The sequence below is a fragment of the Draconibacterium orientale genome (genome assembly GCF_900111425.1).
Lineage (GTDB): Bacteria > Bacteroidota > Bacteroidia > Bacteroidales > Prolixibacteraceae > Draconibacterium > Draconibacterium orientale.
Genome location: NZ_FOHT01000020.1, coordinates 60,164 through 78,879, shown reverse-complemented (window position 1 = coordinate 78,879; position 18,716 = coordinate 60,164). Strand labels below are relative to the sequence as shown.

Below are 18,716 nucleotides of genomic sequence, written 5' to 3'. Positions count from 1 at the left end.
GAATTAAATTTGCAAGCGTATTTTCATTTGTGAAAAGAACACATGAATATAACATGTATTTAATAATTATCGTGTATGTCATTTGTCGTACACGTTTCATAAAAATAAATTATGAATAATCTACTAAAAGGAAAAAAGGGAATTATCTTCGGGGCACTTAATCCCGATTCAATTGCCTGGAAAGTGGCAGTAAGAGCACACGAAGAAGGAGCCACAGTAACATTATCAAATACCCCGGTTGCCATTCGTATGGGCGAGACAAATAAACTGGGAGAGCAAATTAATGCCGAAGTTATTGGTGCCGATGCCACCAATGTTGAAGATCTGGAAAACCTGATAAAAAAATCGATGGAGGTTTTAGGTGGTAAAATCGACTTCATTTTACACTCTATTGGTATGTCGCCAAACGTAAGAAAAGGGCGTCATTACAGTGATTTGGATTATAACTACCTGGACAAAACACTTGATGTATCGGCAGTGTCGTTTCACAAAGTACTTCAGGTGGCCCGTAAAATGGATGCCATTAACGAGTGGGGATCGGTAGTTGCCTTGTCGTATGTTGCGGCACAGCGTTCGTTCTTTGGCTACAACGACATGGCCGATGCTAAAGCCTTGCTGGAATCGATTGCACGTAGTTTCGGTTATATTTACGGACGTGAGCGTAACGTAAGGGTAAATACCATTTCGCAATCGCCAACCATTACCACTGCCGGAAACGGAGTAAAAGGTTTCGACCGTTTGCTGGACTTCGCCGAAAGAATGTCGCCACTTGGAAACGCAACCGGCGATGAGTGTGCCGATTACTGTATCACACTTTTCTCTGATTTAACGAAAAAGGTTACCATGCAAAACCTTTTCCACGATGGAGGATTCTCGAACATGGGAATGAGTTTACGTGCATTGGAGCAATACGAAAAAGGGTTGGATAAGATATGTGCATGCGACAATGACAAACCGCATGCAGATGAACATCGTTACGACTAAGTAATACAAAAAGAGATAATTGAAAGGCCGTTTCTGTTTAGAGACGGTCTTTTTTTTTGTCCGTTACATTATGAAATTCATCGTTACTCGCCCTAGTTAGACTTTGAAGCGCCGGATATGACTTTGATGGTGCTGCAGAAATCCTTTCGCAGGCCTGCAAAAAGCCTAAAATTTCTAACTGAGGTGTTGCTGAAAAACAATGCCGGCTTCAAATTGTCGACAAAATCCGGGTTAAACAGTTACTTCGCTTGCAAAATGGTTGTTTTAAAGCTTTCGTACTGCTACAACGCTTACAAAATGGTTGTTTTGAAGCTTTCGTACTACTACGACAGTTGCAAAATGGTTAATGGGGAGCTCTTGTATTCAGCAGGTAAACGGCAGGCATCTGCTGAATGGCTAAAAAAAAGCCGCTTCAAATTAATGAAGCGGCTTTTTCTATATTCTACTATTCAGTACTAAAGCACTACTGAATTTGTTGTCACTCTTTTCTTTGGAGATCTTTTTCCTTGTACTGCGAAATTGTTCGTAGTACGTTCTGCTTTTTGTACCATTTCCTGTATTGTACGTACGTTGAATGGAACAATGCTTTGAGTTGCGATTCCTGCAGACTTGCTGGCATCTGGTGTAAACGACAGTCCATAATAACCATCCAACCAACCTCCGGCTGCTTCACTGCGAATCAGGTAACCATCAGCTGCACTTGAACTTGTCATCACCAAATCGCCCTGCATATTAAATGTAAAGTCCATAACGGCTGTGGTGCTTACGCCTCCGTCAAGATCGGTTGTATATAAAGTAACATCGTATGTTCCGCTGCTTAGTACCAAATCAGGTAATACTTGCGGGGTAATAGTCATTACACTTGTAGCAGGATCGAAAAGTGCAAGCACTTCAGGAGCATAATCAATACCGGTAATAACAAATGTATTCTCATCGTCACCTTCTGCAATGTTCACGTCCATGCTAGCATCTGCCTCGCCAAACTGACTTATACCAGTCATTACAAAGTTACCAATGAAATCTTCTTTTGCATAAGAAACTGCATCTTCAGAGTAAAAGAATTTTTCAGCAAATTCACCCACAACAGTACCATCAGCATAGTGGAAAGTTAATCCCAGCGTATAAATAGTAACTCCTTTTGCATTTACAACAACCGATGATTCGATGTCTTCGCTTGGCGATACATAAAGCGCCTGGCCGAATACTTCAGTACCAATTGGCTGGTTTTCAGGAATTGTTACGCCAACACCTTCTTCGTAATAGAAAGCAACGCCGTATCCTTCAGCGAACAAGTCAGACAAATAGTACAGGTTTTTATATTCACTGTCTGCATTATCCGGATCAGCATCAACAGCCATTGCTAATGTTTGACTCCAGCTTTCGCTGTATGCAGCTGATATAAATTCGCTTACTGCACCATCTGCAATTGCGTTGTATTCAACATCATTGAAATCTTCAATTTTAAGGTTAGCTGCAATAAAAGCCTCTTTGGTAAGGTAAATATAAGTAGGTGTAGAAGAAGGATAAGGTTTACCATCTTCGTAGCCGGCCTCACTCAGGTAAAGAGAATTAGCAGGGAAAGTAATAACTCCGTTACTTATTGTTCCCAACGGGTAAGAACTGATATTTTCTGAAAGGTTTCCATAAACAGAACCAATAGTTATCATTCCATACCCCCAGTCATTACCTATTTCGTGTGCTGGCATAAAAACATCACCCGACACTCCTGCAGGATCGTAAATTTCAATAATAGTGTAGTAGTCGTTGTCAGCATCAACCTTTTCGGCATCATTATATGGATAGCCGTCATAAATTCCATCTGCATCAGCATCCTGGGTTGGTACATCATATGCATTTTTAAAACGGTAACGTACTGATTCACCTAGCTGAGCTTTTTCGGCTTCAACATACATTGGATATTGACTAACGCCGTAGCCTGCAGCAAATACTCCATCAACATAAACCATTGGCTCGGCAACAGGAGTCCACTTAATTCGGGTAACCTGAGTTGAAACAACAGGCGAAGCTGCTGAATATGGATTTATATACTGATCTCCTTCAACAATCAATTTCAGACCATAGGTTGTACCTTCTCCGGCATTCGGAAAAGTTATTGTAAAATCTACCTCTGTTTCACCATCGGCAAAACTTACTGTTGCCGGTACGTTAAACACATCATCAGAGTTTACTTGAACTGAAATTGGCACCTCAACATTTCCTGATGAAACAGTTCTGGCAAGAGTTAACGAAATTTCAGTTGCTTCTGTTGGCTCCAGCTCAAAAACAGCTGTATTCGAACTAGGGAAATATACTCCCTGGCATCCTTCTGGTACGGCAGGACTTGGCTCTACCGTATCTTCATATTCATCACAAGCCGCAAAAAAGAGCGTTGCGATAAAAAACAATATATATAACTTATTAATTTTCATAGTTTAAAATATAAAATTGAAACATTATAAATCAGCAACTGGAGTTGGAACCGGTGCAGACGGGTTGTTATCACCTTCGTTTAATGCACGGTTTGCCTGAACCTCTGCCTCAGGAATTCTCCACAATAAAATATCTGATTCTGGCGCAATATTAAAAATCATATTGGCATTCGGATAGGCTCCGCCTCTACGATCAACGCCTTTGTTTAAACGCATAATATCGAACCAGTTCAGTCCTTCGCCCCATAGCTCAATTCTACGTTGGTGGAAAACTTCTTCCTGTACATCGCCACCGCTGAATGAATAAGAAGGATCGCGATAAGTTTGAACGAAAGAAGTAAGTGTTGCTGTTCCGTCACCTCCGCTCATGGCTTCAGCTTCAGCTTTAATCAGGTACATTTCTTCAATTCGCATTAAAGGAATATCGTTTGAGTTGATTGAAGTACCCACCTCATTTTTGTAAGGAGCAAATTTCACTTGCGTATAGGGCACATAACCGTACTCAACCATAAAATCTTCCTGATCTGAAGACAGGTTGTCAGAAATGCCATTTTCGTCCAGGAACCAACCTTTACGAACATCGGTTTCAGGAATTGATTCAAACAAGACTTTGTTGATTTGTTTACCTCCCGAGTAGTTGGCGTAACCATAATTCAACGATCCCATGTGTGAGATCCAGTTTACGATACCGGACGATACAACATCGTCGGTTTCAGAGATGATAATTCCCCACATCCAGTTTGATTCGTCAACAGTCCAGAAAGCCGGCTTGTTAACATCCTCAATTGCAGCAGGCGTAGCGTCTGAAACTTCAATTGCTTTAGTTGCATCGGCTGCAGCATCGCTCCATTTTTGCATAGTAAGGTTTACACGGGCACGAAGACCGTATGCTACTGCCAGGTTAACATAGCGTTTGTCGGCACGCATCATTCCGTTTTCTTCTGCTGATTCCAATAAAGTAACAGCGGCATTAATATCGGCTAAAATCTGTGTATAAATTTCGCCAACAGTTGATCTTGGAGAACCTAGCAAAGCAGCCTCGTCGGAGTTTTCGTTGGTAATAAGAGGTACACAAGGATCAGACTCGTGACCTACATAGTTGAATTGATACAACTGAGCCAATACCCAATAACTAAAGGAACGGGCAGCTAAACCTTGCGCTAGGTAAAACTGTGTAGTTGGATCTTCAGTTGCCGGGTCGATAGAACCTACAACATTATTTGCTGTAAAAATAATCGAATACATATCGTTCCACAGAATCTGACTTTCGTTTGATGTGTAGTCACGATCAGAAAATTCAAGGTTGTTACCAGTCCAGTTATAACCGTTGTTATCAGAAACCATGTCTTGGCCGTTATTATCAGTAAAAAGCATTACTGAAGGATAACCGAAGTCGTTGTGACGCGATGCACCAAGGGCATCCTCGTTAGGCATATAAGTGGTGAACTGCGCAAAAATCGCGTTTACCCCTGCTTCTGCCTTGGCAGGATCATTTGTTACAACATCTTCTTTCTGCGAAGATGTAATTATATCACCTTCGGGCAGGGTATCTAAATCCTCACACCCCACGAAAGCAAATAAACTAATTGCTAGTAAAGCAAATATATGTTTTCTCTTCATAGTTATTCAATTTTAAAAATTAGAATGATAAGTTAATACCTCCCGAAAGTGTACGAATCGGTGTATAACGTGCAGTTGTGGCCGATGTAAAACTTTGACGTGGATCCAATCCTTTGCGGCTTGTTAATAATGCTACGTTATCAGCTGCAAAATAAATTCTAAGTTTTTCAACTTTTAATACATCGGTTAATCTCGATGGCAATGTGTATCCTAAGGTAATGTTATTGATACTCAAATAATCAGAGCTTGTTAAGAAACGAGTTGAAGTAGAATTTGCATACAAGTCGCTGGCATCAACACGTGGTACATCAGTAATTGTATTTTCTGGTGTCCATGCGTTGTAAATATCTTTATGCCAGTTATTTCCTGCAGACCCTGAGTTTCCTTCGTGCATCAAACGTGAATAACCAGAATCGTAAATATCGCCACCCAGTTGGTAAGAACATTGAATAGAAGCGTCGAAACCATAAGCTTCAATGCTTGTGCTGAAACCACCATAAACGGCTGGTAATAAATCATCAGTTGCAACTTTGTGCTCCAGTGCAGATGAGTAATCGCTTGTTTTTACGCGTTCTCCGTCTTCACCTTCTCCTGCGTAATAAAGTGCCAAACCTGTTTCCGGATCAACACCGGCATACTCAACAAAGTAATAGCGGTACATTGATTCGCCTTCTTCGTAAATACGGCTACCATCAATTAACTGACCTTCCAGGTCGGGGTGCAATTCATTAATTTTATTTTTAATAAAGGTTGCGTTGGCATTTGCAGTCCAGTTAAAGTTATCGCGATTCATAATGCTCAAGTTCAGGTTTAATTCAACACCTGAGTTAGTCATCGAACCAATATTCATTGGAATTGAAGTATAACCAACACTACCTTGTACAGGCTTGTAGTAAAGCATATCGGTTGATTTACGTCCGAAGTATTCAACCGAACCCGACAGTTTACTATTCAGCACAGCAAAGTCAACACCAATATTATATGAAGTAGAAGTCTCCCAGGTAATATCAGGATTTCCTTTGTAATCCAGCGTACCATCAGAGAAAACGCCGTCGGCACCCGACATAGAATACTGGTCGAGCCAAGCGTAGTAGTTACCAATGTTATCATTACCCTGCTCACCGTAAGAAGCTTTCAGTTTTAACATATCAACCCATGAAATGCCTGCCATAAAATCTTCCTGAGTCAACATCCAGGCAGCACTTGCCGACCAGAAGTCACCCCAGCGATTATCCGGGCTAAAACGTGAAGAAGCGTCACGACGATAAGCAACATTCAGGAAATATGCATCGCGTAATGAGTAATTAATACGACCAAAATAACCTTCAGTTGAGTAAGTATCTTTCTCGCCGCCGGTATTCAAATTATCAATCGCATTACTTAGGTAATAACTTTCAGGGTTGTACAAATTCTGGCCGCTACCTGAAATGTATTCATCTGTATATGAATAACCATCGTAACCGGCAGTAATGTCAAATTGGTGTTCGTCGTTTATTGTAAACAGGTAGTAACCAATGTATTGTTGGTCAAATCCCCATACACGAGTTTGACTTTGGTAGGCTGTACCACCGTACTGAGCACTTTGTCCCATGTAGGCGTTACCTAAATCGCTGTAACGAGTATTGTCGATATGTAAACCATACTTTGCAGTAAGCGTTAAGCCTTTCATTGGTGTTACTTCAGCAAACCAGTTCGCATTAATGATATCCATTAAATAGTCGGTTTTATTGTATGCAAGGTCTCCGGCAGGGTTGGCAATCTGCATAAATGAACGAGAGAAGTTTGTACTTACTCCGTCGCCATAATCGTAAACTTTACGGCCATTAATATCCATTACCTGCATTGTTTCGCCATCGCGAACATACATTGGATATACCGGCGCAACGTAGTTGGCAATAAAGAAGGCATTACCACTTGATGAAGTAGATGTTTGCTCGCCCGGGTAATTACTTTCAATTTTGTTGAAGTTTACGTTGGCACCAACTTTTAACCAATCGTTTACTTTTTGGTCGCCTTTAAAACGGCCTGAAAAACGATTGAAGCCAGAACCAGCAACAATACCTTCATCATCAAGATAACCAAACGACAGGTAGAAGTTTTGCTTTTCGTTAGCACCTGATATGGTTAGGTTATACTCTTGTCTCATGTTGTTTTGGAAAGTCTCATCAGCCCAGTTGTCGGGAGTGTAATAGTACTCGCCATCGTTATAACCCAAAGTTGCATTTGGATTCAGTTTTCCGTTTGTTCCAACCAAAGACTCTCCAGCAGGCAATGTATATACTTTGTAGCCATATCCACCTTCACTGTTTGAGGTAAGACGTGCATTGGCATACGAATTCGCCTGTACCGGATCATAACCCAGGTTATAAATACCTGCATTATAAATAGCTGCATAAGCCATTTCGGTATAATTCTTAGGGCTGGTTAAAACATCGTAGTTTTTAATAGCCCGTGCATTCGATCCTACTTTTGCATCAAAAGTAACTTTTGTTTCACCGCTTTTACCTTTTTTAGTGGTAATCATGATAATTCCGTTTGCACCACGTGCACCGTAAAGTGCGGTAGAAGCAGCATCCTTCAACACTGTCATCGACTCAATGTCGGCAGAGTTAAGAGATGAAAGGTCGCCATCAAAAGGCACACCATCAACAACGTATAACGGGTTTGTACCTGCATTAATAGAACCTACTCCGCGAACACGGATTGTTGCAGAACTTCCAGGCTGACCATTATTACTTAATACCTGTACCCCGGCAACTGTTCCGGCTAAAGCATTTGAAATGTTGGAAACCTGACGTTTCTCAATTTCTTTTGCTTCAACAACTCCGGCAGAACCGGTAAAAGATCCCTTGGTAGAAGTACCATAAGCAACTACCATTACTTCGTCAACTCCAATAACATCAGGAACGAGAGTTGCATTGATTACACTTCCAGAGATTGGTGCTTCCTGCGTTTTCATACCAACAAAGGAGAAAATAAGGGTTGCAGCATCTGACGGAACTTCCAGCTGGTAAACCCCATCAAGGTTTGTAACTGTACCAATTGTGGTACCTTTAACACTTACTGAAACACCAGGTATGCCCATATCATCATCGGAACTGATTACAGTACCTGTGATACTTTTTACCTGTGCTTCAGCCACAAGCACGCCAAACAAGGCAATGCCCAATAGCATTAGCGCAATTTTTTTCATAGAATAAAATTTAAAATATTAGTAAATAACTCACTCACTTTTAATACTCACCGGCAAATTAGAAAAAAAAAACATCAATTAACAAATATTTACATCAAACAGTTACTTTCTTAAAATTTGTTTCTGATTGGCCGTTTAAGGATAAAGACTTAAATTAACTAATTCTAATTCGAAGTGTTATCATATTCATATACATCACAAATTTAACGAATGAGAAACAGAATGATGTGATATTTGTCATGTTTCTTCGTCAAAAACCCTCTTTAATACTAAACAAATTAACAATATTTAACAATTGTATAAGTATAAAAAATATTTAACAATTAATGTTTTGTTGATGTTCAAATTTTCGTTTGATTTTTGTAAAAATAGTAACCATAAAAATACTTGTTGTTATTTCAGGTACTTTCTTTTCTCGTGCTTTGTCATTTCCAGTCCTCGAATAGCCTGAGGGTGAAAAACGGTGTAGGGGCTTACAACATTAAGGATTTCGGTATCGCCATTGTTGTTTACCACAAACTGCGGAATAATAAACGATAACTTTTGGGTAAATAGGGAATCATGATAGATAAGCACTATCAATTCGCCGTTTTTATTGGACAACTCCCCTATTTTTTGCCCGGCAAATACTTTTTGCCCTACAACGAGTTGCTCCGGATTATACTTTACACCATGATAACAAATTAAAGTTCCGTCGGGTTGCAACAAGGTAATACTGTTTGTAAAGGTATGATACCAAAAACGCGATTCTTCGGTTCTCGTTTCCCCAACAAGTTCAGTTACAATACCATTTCTGCTGGCAAAAACGGCATCTCCCCGACCGGCCTTAAAACCTGATGCAAACCAGGAATCGGGTGTGTCATTTCCCCAAAAACCATCAATATTTTTCACATCGAAAACCGATACGCTTTTACCTTCTTTTAACGGAATTAAATAAGGAAAATCAAGATCAATATCGGCCGTTGGATTCGACCGGAAAGTTTCAATATCGTAATTAAAACGCGGAATTTCGGCATCGATATCGCGCTGAAGTGTAAAAAGACTATTAAAACCCGGTGCTACTTTCTTTACATAGGGTAAGGTTTCGTTAAACGTGGTGTTCTCCAGGTCGGCAAAGTTAATATGCAGATACATTGGCACTTTTGCATTGTTGGTTGCACTAAAAACACAATCGCCAAGCGAATTGTAATTGGCCTGCACTTCAACATACTGAGCTATTGTGACACTGGTAATCAATATTAATTTTAACAATAGAAGTATTTTGTGAATCATATAGCACATGTTTACAAATGATAAAAGTAAAAATTAAATTTAGTTTACCTTTGGCGCATGTATTCAAAAGAGGAATTGCGACAATTAAAGCTGGATTTTTGGCAACTGTTTGACAAGCGCTGCAGTGTACATCCTGAATTACAATACCGGAAACGAAAATGGGTGCTACATAAAACAAAAATTAAAGGTGTGGCGCTGCGTTTTGATGTTAGTCGTAAAGATGCAAAGGTAATTCTGGAACTGGGTAATAAAAATGAAAACAAAAGACTGAAAGCCTACGAATTTCTGGAAAAATACAAGCCGGTTATTGAAGATGGTTTTGCAAATGGTTTGCAGTGGGACTTTTTGCACGAACGCGAAGACAGTGGTGCCGAAGTATGCCGGATATATACACAATTGGAAGGCGTTGATTTTCACCGTCAGAACCAATGGCCCGACATCTTCAACTTCTTTATTGAAAACATGCTAAAACTCGAACACAACTTTCTTGAAATAAGAGACCTTTTACAGGAAGAGCTGAAATAAGAAGCCTTTTCCTCTCGAACAGAAAACTATTACCTAACTAGATAAACAGTTCGTTAAGTGCTCCAAAATAGTCTTCATCCCAGCCTTCCGAGATGTTATCAAAAGCATCGTCGGGAATATTGGTATGACGCAATTCAATGCTTGTACCCTTTTTATGCGGATGTAGTTTTATGGTCACCAACGAATTTTCTACTTCTTCACCAAAAAACCACTTTTGAACGATCTTTTTATCTTGCTCAAATTCCACATTCACACCCGAAATACTTCCGCCCCACAACGAAAATTCGGCGTTTGGTTCCAGCGGCATAACTGCTGTTTCGCCGGTCCATATTTCAAGCATATTTTCGTTGGTTAAAGCATTGTAAACGTCTTTCGGATCAGCGGTTAAAATATAGTAGCGTTTTAAATCTTTCATGAATTTGTCTTTTTATCAAAAGTAACTTTTTTCTTCTTTTAAATGATTTATTGTTTGCACAAAACAACATCGTTGCCCATTAGCGAATTCGGTGTGTACGCATCACCTTCTTATTTATTTTATACGAAAACCCAATGGTAAAGAACTCTTTTACCTGGAGTTTGGCTTCCTCGCCACTTTTGTTGCCTTCAGCATCGAAAACCGGGAACTTCACATCGTCGTCGTAAATAAAATGAAGCATTAAACGTATGTCGATATACGAGTTTAACTGCATTTTAAAGTTGTTTTCCCAGTTCAAGTCGAATTTTTTAAACGGGTCTTTGTAGTTAATAAACATCTTATATTTTGTCTCATACGAGATATTGTCGGTTATTTGAGTTTTGTAACGCAGATCGGCATTCAAACCAGGCTCCCAAAATGCCTTTCGACCTTCGTTGATACCAAAACTAACCGGGTTAACCAAAGCAGTGTCGCGCACGTAAACGTTTTTCATCGTTATTGGCGACAGGAATAACGACAGGTTATTGTTTGGCTTATAATCTAAACCAACTTTAAAATAAGTTGTTGATGGAGCAAGAAATGCGGAAAGCACCTCCGGGTTATCCGCTTTAGGATATTTATAACCTCTAAATAGCTGTGTATTAAAGTTAAGCTCGGCACTATAGTACCATTTTTTAAAGGCGCTTAATCCGTAACGCGATGTGAATTCAAACTTATCATCATTCTTTTGCCACTCCGACTCTTCGCCTCCCGGCTTAATCCAACCGTTTCGGAATTCCGCCGAGTTTTCCCATTTTACCTTAGCGTCTTTACGCGAATAATTCGCGAAACCTTTTAAAACCATTAACGTGGACAGGGCACTTTTGCCCCCTTTTTTCCAATTATCAAGATAGGTTTGAGTAAGCCCAATGCTTCCGTCGCCACCAATATTCCAGGGAGTTTCAAGCTCGTAACTTTTTCCCACTCCCTTAAATTTATTATAATCTGGCTTCAGGCTTTCAAAATCAAAATCTTTGGTTTGTTTTTCCTTAAACCTCGAAAATGTAACGCCATCGTCAATCAACATCTGCACCGTTCGTTTATCGGTATTTTTTACCATCACAGCCAGCGAATCGTTCTGCTGGTTTTTTAACCAAATGCGCGAATAACGTTCGGCACCGTTCTGCAATAAAATTTCCTCCTTTTCGCCATATAAATTAATTAACGACAAGTGTGTGGTATCAATATGGTCGGCATACTCCATCAAAATATTTAAAACCGCTTTTATCGAATCGTTTACCTGTGCCACCACTTCATCGTTGTAGGCCTTTAGTACGTAGTAGTTATTGAGCTTAACTTCGTCTTTATAACGTTTTATGCGATATTGCAGGTTTTCATTGTATTTACCGGCACGGTAAACACTAACTATTCTCGCTATGTAATCGGCTTTAACCGAGTCGTTATAAAATACTCGTTTTTCTTCGATGTAATCCCTCCGCAGGCTGTCGCGTCGGATAAGTTCATTGAACATGTCGGGGGAATTTAAAATCGAGTCGGGAATCACTTCAGGAATATAGAGCTCTTCCGGAAACGTATAAACAGAATCGGTAAAAAGCGACATACCCTCACCTTCGGGCACCTGCTTTACTTCGTTTTCAGCTTCGCGAATTATTACTGGTGGAACAATTATATCTTCGGGTTTTACCTTTGCCTTGTAATCCGATTCTATAGCCCGGATTTCCATTTGCTGCCTGGAATAAGGCACAAAACCCGGCACGCTAAGACTGTCTTCAACATTTTCGGGCAAACGCATTACATAATTCCCGTTAACGCGCTGCGTGTCGTTCAGGTTTTTTATGATCTCATCGAGCGATTCATCCTCGATAAAATGCAATAAGGCATCAACATCGGTACCCACTTCCTTTTTAACAACGTGCCAGTTGTTGTTTTCAATAAAATAGCTTCTTAAAACCTGGATATTATTGCGCAAAAGTTCCTCTTCAATTATTGGGTTTTGCGCAAATAAAAGTTTTGAGAAGCCGGTAAATAGTAGAATAAGTAAAAAAACTTTCCCTTTTTCTGAGAACATATACACTGTTTTTAGCTTTCGGATTAAACGCAAAAATAATACCATTGTTATGTTATCCTATATTTTAAATTCCTAAACAACTAACACCCGTTTTTTAATTGTCTCAACATCATTATTTTAACACATCACCATGTTGCATAAGGATGCTCTGACAGCCAGGCATTAAAATACCGATAATCGGCACTCACCTCTTGGGTTACCCAGTTTGGCAGCTCAATTTTTTCATTTTCAGCGCTAAGTTCAACCTCTGCCAAAACAAGACCGGCATTTTTATGTTCAAATACATCAATTTCCCATGTCATTCCATGTATCTCTTCCACGAAACGCTTTTTTCGAACAGGAAAATCATGACACATTTGCATTAAAATTTCAGCTTCATTAACCGGAATTTCATATTCCATTTCAATACGCGAAATTCCCTGTGTTTTGCCTTTAATGGTTAAAAAAGCTCTTTCGCCTTTAATGCGTACCCGAACTACCCGTTCTTTGTCGGTTGACAGGTAGCCTTGAACAATAAGATTTCCCGAATCTTTTGGGCACCATAAATTGGTATCAACAAGAAATTTCCGTTCAATTTCAATCATGATATTAAGTTTAGTTGTTTCGAAAAAATAACGCTGACAAATTTATCACTATTTTTAATGCGGCGAACATTTATATTCTGAATATGATTACAAGAGAAGAAGCGCTTGAAATACTAAAATCGAATGTTGAGGCGGAAAACATGTTAAAACACAGTCTGGCATCGGAAGCAGTACTACGTGCAGTGGCCAAACATCTGGGCAAAAACGAGGAAGAATGGGGCATCGCAGGCTTACTGCACGATATTGATGTGGAAATTACAAATGCCGACCCGCACACACACGGTCCCTATGCCGAAAAGCTGCTAAAAGGAAAAATTACCGATGAAATGCTTGATGCCATTGTAATGCACAACGAAGTGGCTACCGGAAAAGAACGTAACACCGAATTTCAGCACGCACTGGCCGCCGGCGAAACAATTACAGGTTTAATTACTGCAACAACCCTGGTTTACCCGGATAAAAAGCTGGCCAGCGTAAAAGCAAAATCGGTTACCAAACGGATGAAACAAAAGGCCTTTGCGGCATCGGTTAAGCGCGAAAATATTATGGAGTGCGAAAAAATTGGTATTCCGCTCGCTGAGTTTGCCGATCTGGCGGTTAATGCAATGCGGTCGATTAGCGATGATCTGGGATTATAGCACCATATACTTTTTAAACAATAACTATTTTAACCAGACCGCTTTTTTCATTTTCTTGCAAATGAAACGAGTTGTATCGATTTCTTAATGAAACGTTGAAAATCGATTGTGCGAGTTCCATCTTATACAAAAAATAGGATTAAGTTAATAAGGTGAAAACAGAATGAAGCCATGAATACCCAAAAAATCTACCAATCAACCGGCAGAAAACTGTCCGTTTTTTTTACGTTTCTATTTCTTTTTGCCCACTTTTTTGCCAGCGGGCAGGTTCTTTCCGGACGCATACTGGATGAACAAAAACAGCCAGTTCCCTATGCCACTATTTATATTTCAGAAACGCGGCAAGGAACAACATCAAACACAAACGGAGATTTTAGTTTTAATTTGCCATCCGGAAATTTTCACCTTACCGTGCGATCGATGGGCTACGAAAAGCTGGAAAAAACGATCGCTGTGCAAACCGACAGTTTATTTTTACCCATTACTTTGCAGACTCAGAATTTTGAATTGGCCGAGATAAAAGTGTTTCCCGGAGATGAAGATCCGGCCTATTTTATTATGCGGAAAGCGATTGCCAAAGCGCCTTACTACCGCAAGAATATAAAACATTATGGTGCCGATCTGTACATCAAAGCCAATTTTGCCTTCAGCAATATTCCGAACCTGATAAAAAAGCAGGAAGTGGAAGACGGCCGCAAATTCAACGATTACTTTAAAGAGAATGTAACCTATGTAATGGAGTCGCAAAACCGGATTACGTACGATTATCCCAACCAGTACAACCAGCAGGTGATAAGCAAAAAAAGCTCGATAACGGGTTTCGACGAGCCGCCGGTAATGGGCCTGATGACAGCCAGTTTTTACGATGAACGCCCCAACGAAGTGGTGTCTCCGCTATCGGTTTTGGCACTAAAACATTACCATTTTGTTTACGAAGGATTTATTACGCCCGGCGATTACGATGTGTTTAAAATACGCGTTACGCCCAAACGGAAAAGCGATGAACTGGTTGAAGGTTTTATTTATATTGTTGACCAGCTTTGGTGTATTTACAACCTCGATTTCAGCTCCAGTTTCGAGTTTTTTAATTACCGTATAAAACAACAGTTCGAGAACCTTGATAATGAAAACTGGCTGCCGGTTTCGCACAATATTACAGGCGATTTCGGTATGCTGGGGCTGCGCGGCAACTTTTATTATGGCGCATCGGTTAAGTACGATTCCATCGTAAATAATTATTCTAACATACAATACGAAGACGCTGAAATAGCGGAACAAACCAATACCGAACAGCTTGAACGGAAAGCCGGCGAAAAAGAAGAGAAGTTGGTTAGCGAGCTAAATGATCTGAATGCAAAGGAAGAATTGAGCAATGCAGATGTAAAAAAAGTGGCCCGCCTGAACCGTAAGATTTTAAAAGAGCAATACAAAGATTCAACGATTGTGGCGCCCGATTACGGCAGCTACCGAATTACAGAAAATAACGATTCGCTGCAAACAACTATTGCCTGGGATACGGTGAGAAGCATCCCGCTAACACAAGCCGAAATTGAAAGTTACCAAATGGCCGATTCGCTAAAACTGATGGAAAAAGCGGCTTCAAATGACTCAGTATCGGGTAATGAAAGTAGCAAACGGATTTTAAGCCGCCTTTTGGCCGGAGCTTACGATATTTCGAAAGATTCAACTATTCGTGTGAGTTATGATGGCTTGCTTTCGCCGGTGAATTTTGATTTTAACGCGGTTGACGGCTATAAATACCGCCAGGAATTCCGAATCCGGTTTTTGGTCGATTCCACAAAACGAATTTACCTTACTCCGCAGCTGGGCTATGCCTTTAACCGCAAAGCACTGTTTGGCAGCCTGAACACGCAATTTGTTAATTTCCTGGCAAAAGGAAACCAAATTAGCCTGTACGCCGGAAAGCAAAGCAGCGATTTTAAAAGCAGCCTTCAGGGAATTAGCCCGGTTGTTAACTCCTTAAGTTCGTGGTTTTTTGGCGAAAACTACATGCGTTTTTACGAAAGCGAATTTGTGCATCTGAGTTTCTCTCAGCGCTTTAAAAAGTATTTCAGGTATTATGCCAGCGTTAACATGGATCATTTCTACCCGCTGCAAAACAATATTTCGTTTCCGCTTTCAGATTACAAAGATTTTGCCCCCAATTTACCCGCCAACTTTACAGCTGACAATCGCGCACTTGCCGAGCAAAAAAGTTTCAGTTACGGCATTGGGTTGAATTTCCGCAAATCGCAGCGTAAACCGTGGCTCGAAGAATCGCCCTTTCTGTTTGTAAATGATTATTATGAACTTAACCTGACCTACAAACAAGGTGTACCCGATCTTTTTGATTCCGAATCAGAATTTAGCCGGGTTGATTTTACGGTGCACCAGCAGGCCAATATTTCGCCGAGTACTGGTATTGACTGGCAAATAAATGCCGGACATTATTTTTCGAATAAGCAAATGCACTTTTCGCAATACAAACATTTTAGCACTGCTGAAATACCGGTAATGATGCAACCTTTTACGCATCGCTTTCAACTGATAAACGACTATGCTTTAAGCACTAACAAAAGTTACCTAAACGTAATGACGGAATACCGGTCGGAATACCTGCTGCTGCGTTACCTGTCGGTTTTTAATAAAAGAACCTGGAGCGAAAGCCTTCATTTAAATTACCTTACCACGCCGGAATACAATAATTACTGGGAAGTTGGTTACAGTTTGAACAACCTGTTTTTTGCAGGCAATGTAGGTGTATTTGCAGGTTTTAACGAGAGTGATTTTGAGAGTTTTCAGGTTAAACTCAGCATTTCTGCTTTTGACTAACAGCACCGAAATAGTAGCTTTTATAATGGGATAAAAAGCTACTATTTCTGATGCTATATTTCTACTAATAATCGGTTGTAAACAGCTCCGGAAATTTCCCTTTGATTCCTTTTTCGCGGTAAAAATCCTTCATACGTTTGATGTCGTCCTGCGCATTGTCTGAAAGCTCAAAGGGCTCGCCAACCGAAACTTCTTTTCGTCCCCAGTCAAAATAGCCGAGATACACCGGAATACCGGTTTCTTTGGCAATAATATGAAAGCCCGCTTTCCAGCGTTTATTCAAACTTCGGGTTCCTTCAGGCGTTAATGCCAAATGAATACGCTCTCGTTTATTGATGAGCTGAATGGTTTGGCGAATTACGTTAGCCCCTTTTGATCGATCAATGGGTAAACCGCCCATTTTTCTCACAAAATAACCCACCGGCCAAAAGAAAAATTCCTTTTTGATAAGAATATTGGCAACCGCACCTTTCGAGGTGTAAAACAACCACGAAATAACAAAGTCCCAGGCGCTGGTATGTGGAACTCCAATAATAATACATTTTTTTGCCGGTGCCGGCTCTCCAACAACGGTCCAGCCCATCAGTCTGAGCAAAAATTTACAAATTCCTTTCATTATATTGCTTGAATAATTTTTAATTCAAAGTTAGTGGCTCCGGCATGCTTTTTTAAAAGTTCCTGAGCCTGGTTGGTGGCATTTTTAATACTTTCTGTGGGTTCGTAGGCGATAATTATCATTAAAAAACGTTTTGTTTGTTCGGTAACACAAGTCCTCACCGAATCACTTGTTGGTGTTCCAAAAGCGCCTTTCGCATCTCTGAACACCGGCATAAATTCAATATTCAACTCCCCGCGCCCGATTCCTTCGTAAGCTTCGTCTTTTTTACCAATGCCAAAAGTAACTGCTCCGGTTATGCTATCGGCATCATAACCACCAATTGAAAATCCGCTTGAAATGGAAACCAAATTCAGTTGATCGACCACATTATTTATCTGGTAAATTTCGCCACGTTTTAAAACCCGTCGAAGTAATGCTTCGGCCGACAAGCGATAGCGAGCGGGATCTTTTCCGCATACTTTATAGGCCCTTCGCGATGCAGCAATGGCAGGCATTTTGCTTATTTCTTCCACGCGCAGGCTTTTATTTAACTCTTCAATTTTCGATTCGATCTCTTTCCAAAGTTCGCTATTATGCTCCTGAAATTTCACATCGCATTCAATACACGACAAAACCAATGCCGGTACTTTTTCTGTTAATTCACTACTAATAGTTATACTTTGCATTGTTTATCTGAATAACTGCATTTTTTTATTATTCAACTTTACTCTTTTAAATTTTTTGCAAAAGTAATACCTTTGCTACGAAAGAATAAACAGCATTAATTTTACCTGTTGTTGTAAAGAAACGTTGCAAAGAAAAGAACTTTTGTATTCGATGCCAACTGTTTTAAAAAATACGGCGCACAATTGGTATTGAATAAAAATCGGTTTGAAATTTTTCAGAAATCATATAAAGTGATTTTATTTAGTTAAACTGCACGAAAAGGGATATAAACATGTCCCTTTTCTTTTGTGTAATCCATTGACTTTGCGGCATATTTTTTGTATTTTATATCCAAAATCTGGAGTCATGAAACGAATAATTTTATTGGTATTTCTGCTATTTTCAATTGTAGCAGTGCATGCACAAGACAAAAAACCTACAAGAAAAGAGAAGAAAGCACAACGTGAAGCTATGCTTACCGAGCAAACAAAAAAACTTATTGAAGCCAATGTCTGGCAATTTGATGCTACACAAATGCTTCCTTCAGGCGGAAGAACACGTACATTAACAACTCCGTATAATGTTGTATTAACGGATGGTGAGGTAGATTCTTATCTTCCTTACTTTGGCCGTGCTTATTCTGTTGATTACGGATCGACAGACTCGCCAATGATTTTTAAAGCACCTGTTACCGACTATAAAGTTGAGGATGCAAAGAAAGGTGGTTACACCGTTAAGTTTAGTGCAAAAAACAAAAACGACAACGTGGAATTTATTTTTTCAGTAGGTGCTACCGGATCGGCAAGTTTAAAAGTAAACAGCACCAATCGCCAGTTTATTTCCTATAATGGCGACTTGGTTCCGATTGAAGAAAAAGAGAAAAAGTAGAATT

At 39.9% G+C, this 18,716-nt stretch carries 14 protein-coding genes; 5 read left to right on the top strand and 9 right to left on the bottom strand.

Translation table 11 applies throughout. The features are described 5' to 3' along the window. The first annotated feature begins 111 nt into the window (after positions 1 to 111). The gene (locus BMW53_RS12030; protein ID WP_051568038.1) at positions 112 to 984 is read left to right on the top strand and encodes an enoyl-ACP reductase FabI; all 873 of its coding nucleotides are present in this window, start codon (positions 112 to 114) and stop codon (positions 982 to 984) included. Positions 985 to 1,439: 455 nt separating this feature from the next. Here the strand turns inward: BMW53_RS12030 and BMW53_RS12020 are convergent, their stop codons facing one another. The 4 genes from BMW53_RS12020 to BMW53_RS12005 form a co-directional block, all read right to left on the bottom strand. Beyond that, complete coding sequence (locus BMW53_RS12020) at positions 1,440 to 3,413, bottom strand: hypothetical protein (RefSeq protein WP_051568039.1); 1,974 nt, start codon at positions 3,411 to 3,413, stop codon at positions 1,440 to 1,442. A 24-nt stretch (positions 3,414 to 3,437) separates the two neighbouring features. Then, a complete protein-coding gene (locus BMW53_RS12015) occupies positions 3,438 to 5,033 on the bottom strand; it encodes a RagB/SusD family nutrient uptake outer membrane protein (protein ID WP_038562176.1) in 1,596 nt (531 codons plus the stop codon). A 19-nt stretch (positions 5,034 to 5,052) separates the two neighbouring features. Beyond that, positions 5,053 to 8,226, bottom strand: a complete 3,174-nt coding sequence (locus BMW53_RS12010; RefSeq protein ID WP_081804906.1) for a SusC/RagA family TonB-linked outer membrane protein — start codon at positions 8,224 to 8,226, stop codon at positions 5,053 to 5,055. A gap of 393 nt (positions 8,227 to 8,619) precedes the next feature. Then, positions 8,620 to 9,498 carry a M23 family metallopeptidase gene (locus BMW53_RS12005; protein ID WP_074780701.1) on the bottom strand — a complete coding sequence of 293 codons (879 nt, stop codon included), beginning with the start codon at positions 9,496 to 9,498 and terminating at the stop codon, positions 8,620 to 8,622. 75 nt (positions 9,499 to 9,573) lie between these two features. On the opposite strand from BMW53_RS12005, the gene BMW53_RS12000 reads away from it, so the two are divergent. Then, entirely contained in the window at positions 9,574 to 10,023 is a 450-nt protein-coding gene (locus BMW53_RS12000) for a DUF4268 domain-containing protein (RefSeq protein WP_175463509.1), read from the top strand. A gap of 37 nt (positions 10,024 to 10,060) precedes the next feature. Here BMW53_RS12000 and BMW53_RS11995 read toward each other — a convergent pair whose 3' ends face one another. The 3 genes from BMW53_RS11995 to BMW53_RS11985 all read right to left on the bottom strand — a co-directional run bounded on the left by BMW53_RS11995 (position 10,061) and on the right by BMW53_RS11985 (position 13,090). Continuing rightward, positions 10,061 to 10,438 carry an SRPBCC domain-containing protein gene (locus BMW53_RS11995; protein ID WP_038562184.1) on the bottom strand — a complete coding sequence of 126 codons (378 nt, stop codon included), beginning with the start codon at positions 10,436 to 10,438 and terminating at the stop codon, positions 10,061 to 10,063. Positions 10,439 to 10,517: 79 nt separating this feature from the next. Beyond that, positions 10,518 to 12,506 carry a DUF3078 domain-containing protein gene (locus BMW53_RS11990; protein WP_038562188.1) on the bottom strand — a complete coding sequence of 663 codons (1,989 nt, stop codon included), beginning with the start codon at positions 12,504 to 12,506 and terminating at the stop codon, positions 10,518 to 10,520. Between the two features lie 125 nt (positions 12,507 to 12,631). Beyond that, positions 12,632 to 13,090, bottom strand: a complete 459-nt coding sequence (locus tag BMW53_RS11985) for a CYTH domain-containing protein (protein ID WP_038562191.1) — start codon at positions 13,088 to 13,090, stop codon at positions 12,632 to 12,634. 83 nt (positions 13,091 to 13,173) lie between these two features. On the opposite strand from BMW53_RS11985, the gene BMW53_RS11980 reads away from it, so the two are divergent. Both BMW53_RS11980 and BMW53_RS11975 read left to right on the top strand, forming a co-directional pair. Next, positions 13,174 to 13,728, top strand: a complete 555-nt coding sequence (locus BMW53_RS11980) for an HD domain-containing protein (protein WP_038565450.1) — start codon at positions 13,174 to 13,176, stop codon at positions 13,726 to 13,728. A gap of 171 nt (positions 13,729 to 13,899) precedes the next feature. Beyond that, the gene (locus BMW53_RS11975; protein ID WP_074780699.1) at positions 13,900 to 16,560 is read left to right on the top strand and encodes a DUF5686 and carboxypeptidase regulatory-like domain-containing protein; all 2,661 of its coding nucleotides are present in this window, start codon (positions 13,900 to 13,902) and stop codon (positions 16,558 to 16,560) included. A 64-nt stretch (positions 16,561 to 16,624) separates the two neighbouring features. On the opposite strand, the gene BMW53_RS11970 is transcribed toward BMW53_RS11975, so the two are convergent. Continuing rightward, positions 16,625 to 17,176, bottom strand: a complete 552-nt coding sequence (locus BMW53_RS11970; RefSeq protein ID WP_038562205.1) for a 1-acyl-sn-glycerol-3-phosphate acyltransferase — start codon at positions 17,174 to 17,176, stop codon at positions 16,625 to 16,627. Continuing rightward, entirely contained in the window at positions 17,176 to 17,844 is a 669-nt protein-coding gene (locus BMW53_RS11965) for a B3/B4 domain-containing protein (protein ID WP_038562208.1), read from the bottom strand. The genes BMW53_RS11970 and BMW53_RS11965 overlap by 1 nt, the downstream gene beginning before the upstream one ends. A 346-nt stretch (positions 17,845 to 18,190) precedes the next feature. On the opposite strand from BMW53_RS11965, the gene BMW53_RS11960 reads away from it, so the two are divergent. After that, positions 18,191 to 18,712, top strand: coding sequence for a DUF4251 domain-containing protein (locus BMW53_RS11960; protein ID WP_038562211.1), 522 nt, complete (start codon positions 18,191 to 18,193; stop codon positions 18,710 to 18,712). Positions 18,713 to 18,716 lie beyond the last annotated feature (4 nt).

Coding starts and splice junctions, on each gene's coding strand:
- BMW53_RS11985 (WP_038562191.1), bottom strand. CDS start 13,090: ATGATTGAAATTGAACGGAAATTTCTTGTTGATACCAATTTATGGTGC.
- BMW53_RS11960 (WP_038562211.1), top strand. CDS start 18,191: ATGAAACGAATAATTTTATTGGTATTTCTGCTATTTTCAATTGTAGCA.
- BMW53_RS12005 (WP_074780701.1), bottom strand. CDS start 9,498: ATGATTCACAAAATACTTCTATTGTTAAAATTAATATTGATTACCAGT.
- BMW53_RS11965 (WP_038562208.1), bottom strand. CDS start 17,844: ATGCAAAGTATAACTATTAGTAGTGAATTAACAGAAAAAGTACCGGCA.
- BMW53_RS12010 (WP_081804906.1), bottom strand. CDS start 8,226: ATGAAAAAAATTGCGCTAATGCTATTGGGCATTGCCTTGTTTGGCGTG.
- BMW53_RS11975 (WP_074780699.1), top strand. CDS start 13,900: ATGAATACCCAAAAAATCTACCAATCAACCGGCAGAAAACTGTCCGTT.
- BMW53_RS12015 (WP_038562176.1), bottom strand. CDS start 5,033: ATGAAGAGAAAACATATATTTGCTTTACTAGCAATTAGTTTATTTGCT.
- BMW53_RS12030 (WP_051568038.1), top strand. CDS start 112: ATGAATAATCTACTAAAAGGAAAAAAGGGAATTATCTTCGGGGCACTT.
- BMW53_RS11995 (WP_038562184.1), bottom strand. CDS start 10,438: ATGAAAGATTTAAAACGCTACTATATTTTAACCGCTGATCCGAAAGAC.
- BMW53_RS12020 (WP_051568039.1), bottom strand. CDS start 3,413: ATGAAAATTAATAAGTTATATATATTGTTTTTTATCGCAACGCTCTTT.
- BMW53_RS11990 (WP_038562188.1), bottom strand. CDS start 12,506: ATGTTCTCAGAAAAAGGGAAAGTTTTTTTACTTATTCTACTATTTACC.
- BMW53_RS11980 (WP_038565450.1), top strand. CDS start 13,174: ATGATTACAAGAGAAGAAGCGCTTGAAATACTAAAATCGAATGTTGAG.
- BMW53_RS11970 (WP_038562205.1), bottom strand. CDS start 17,176: ATGAAAGGAATTTGTAAATTTTTGCTCAGACTGATGGGCTGGACCGTT.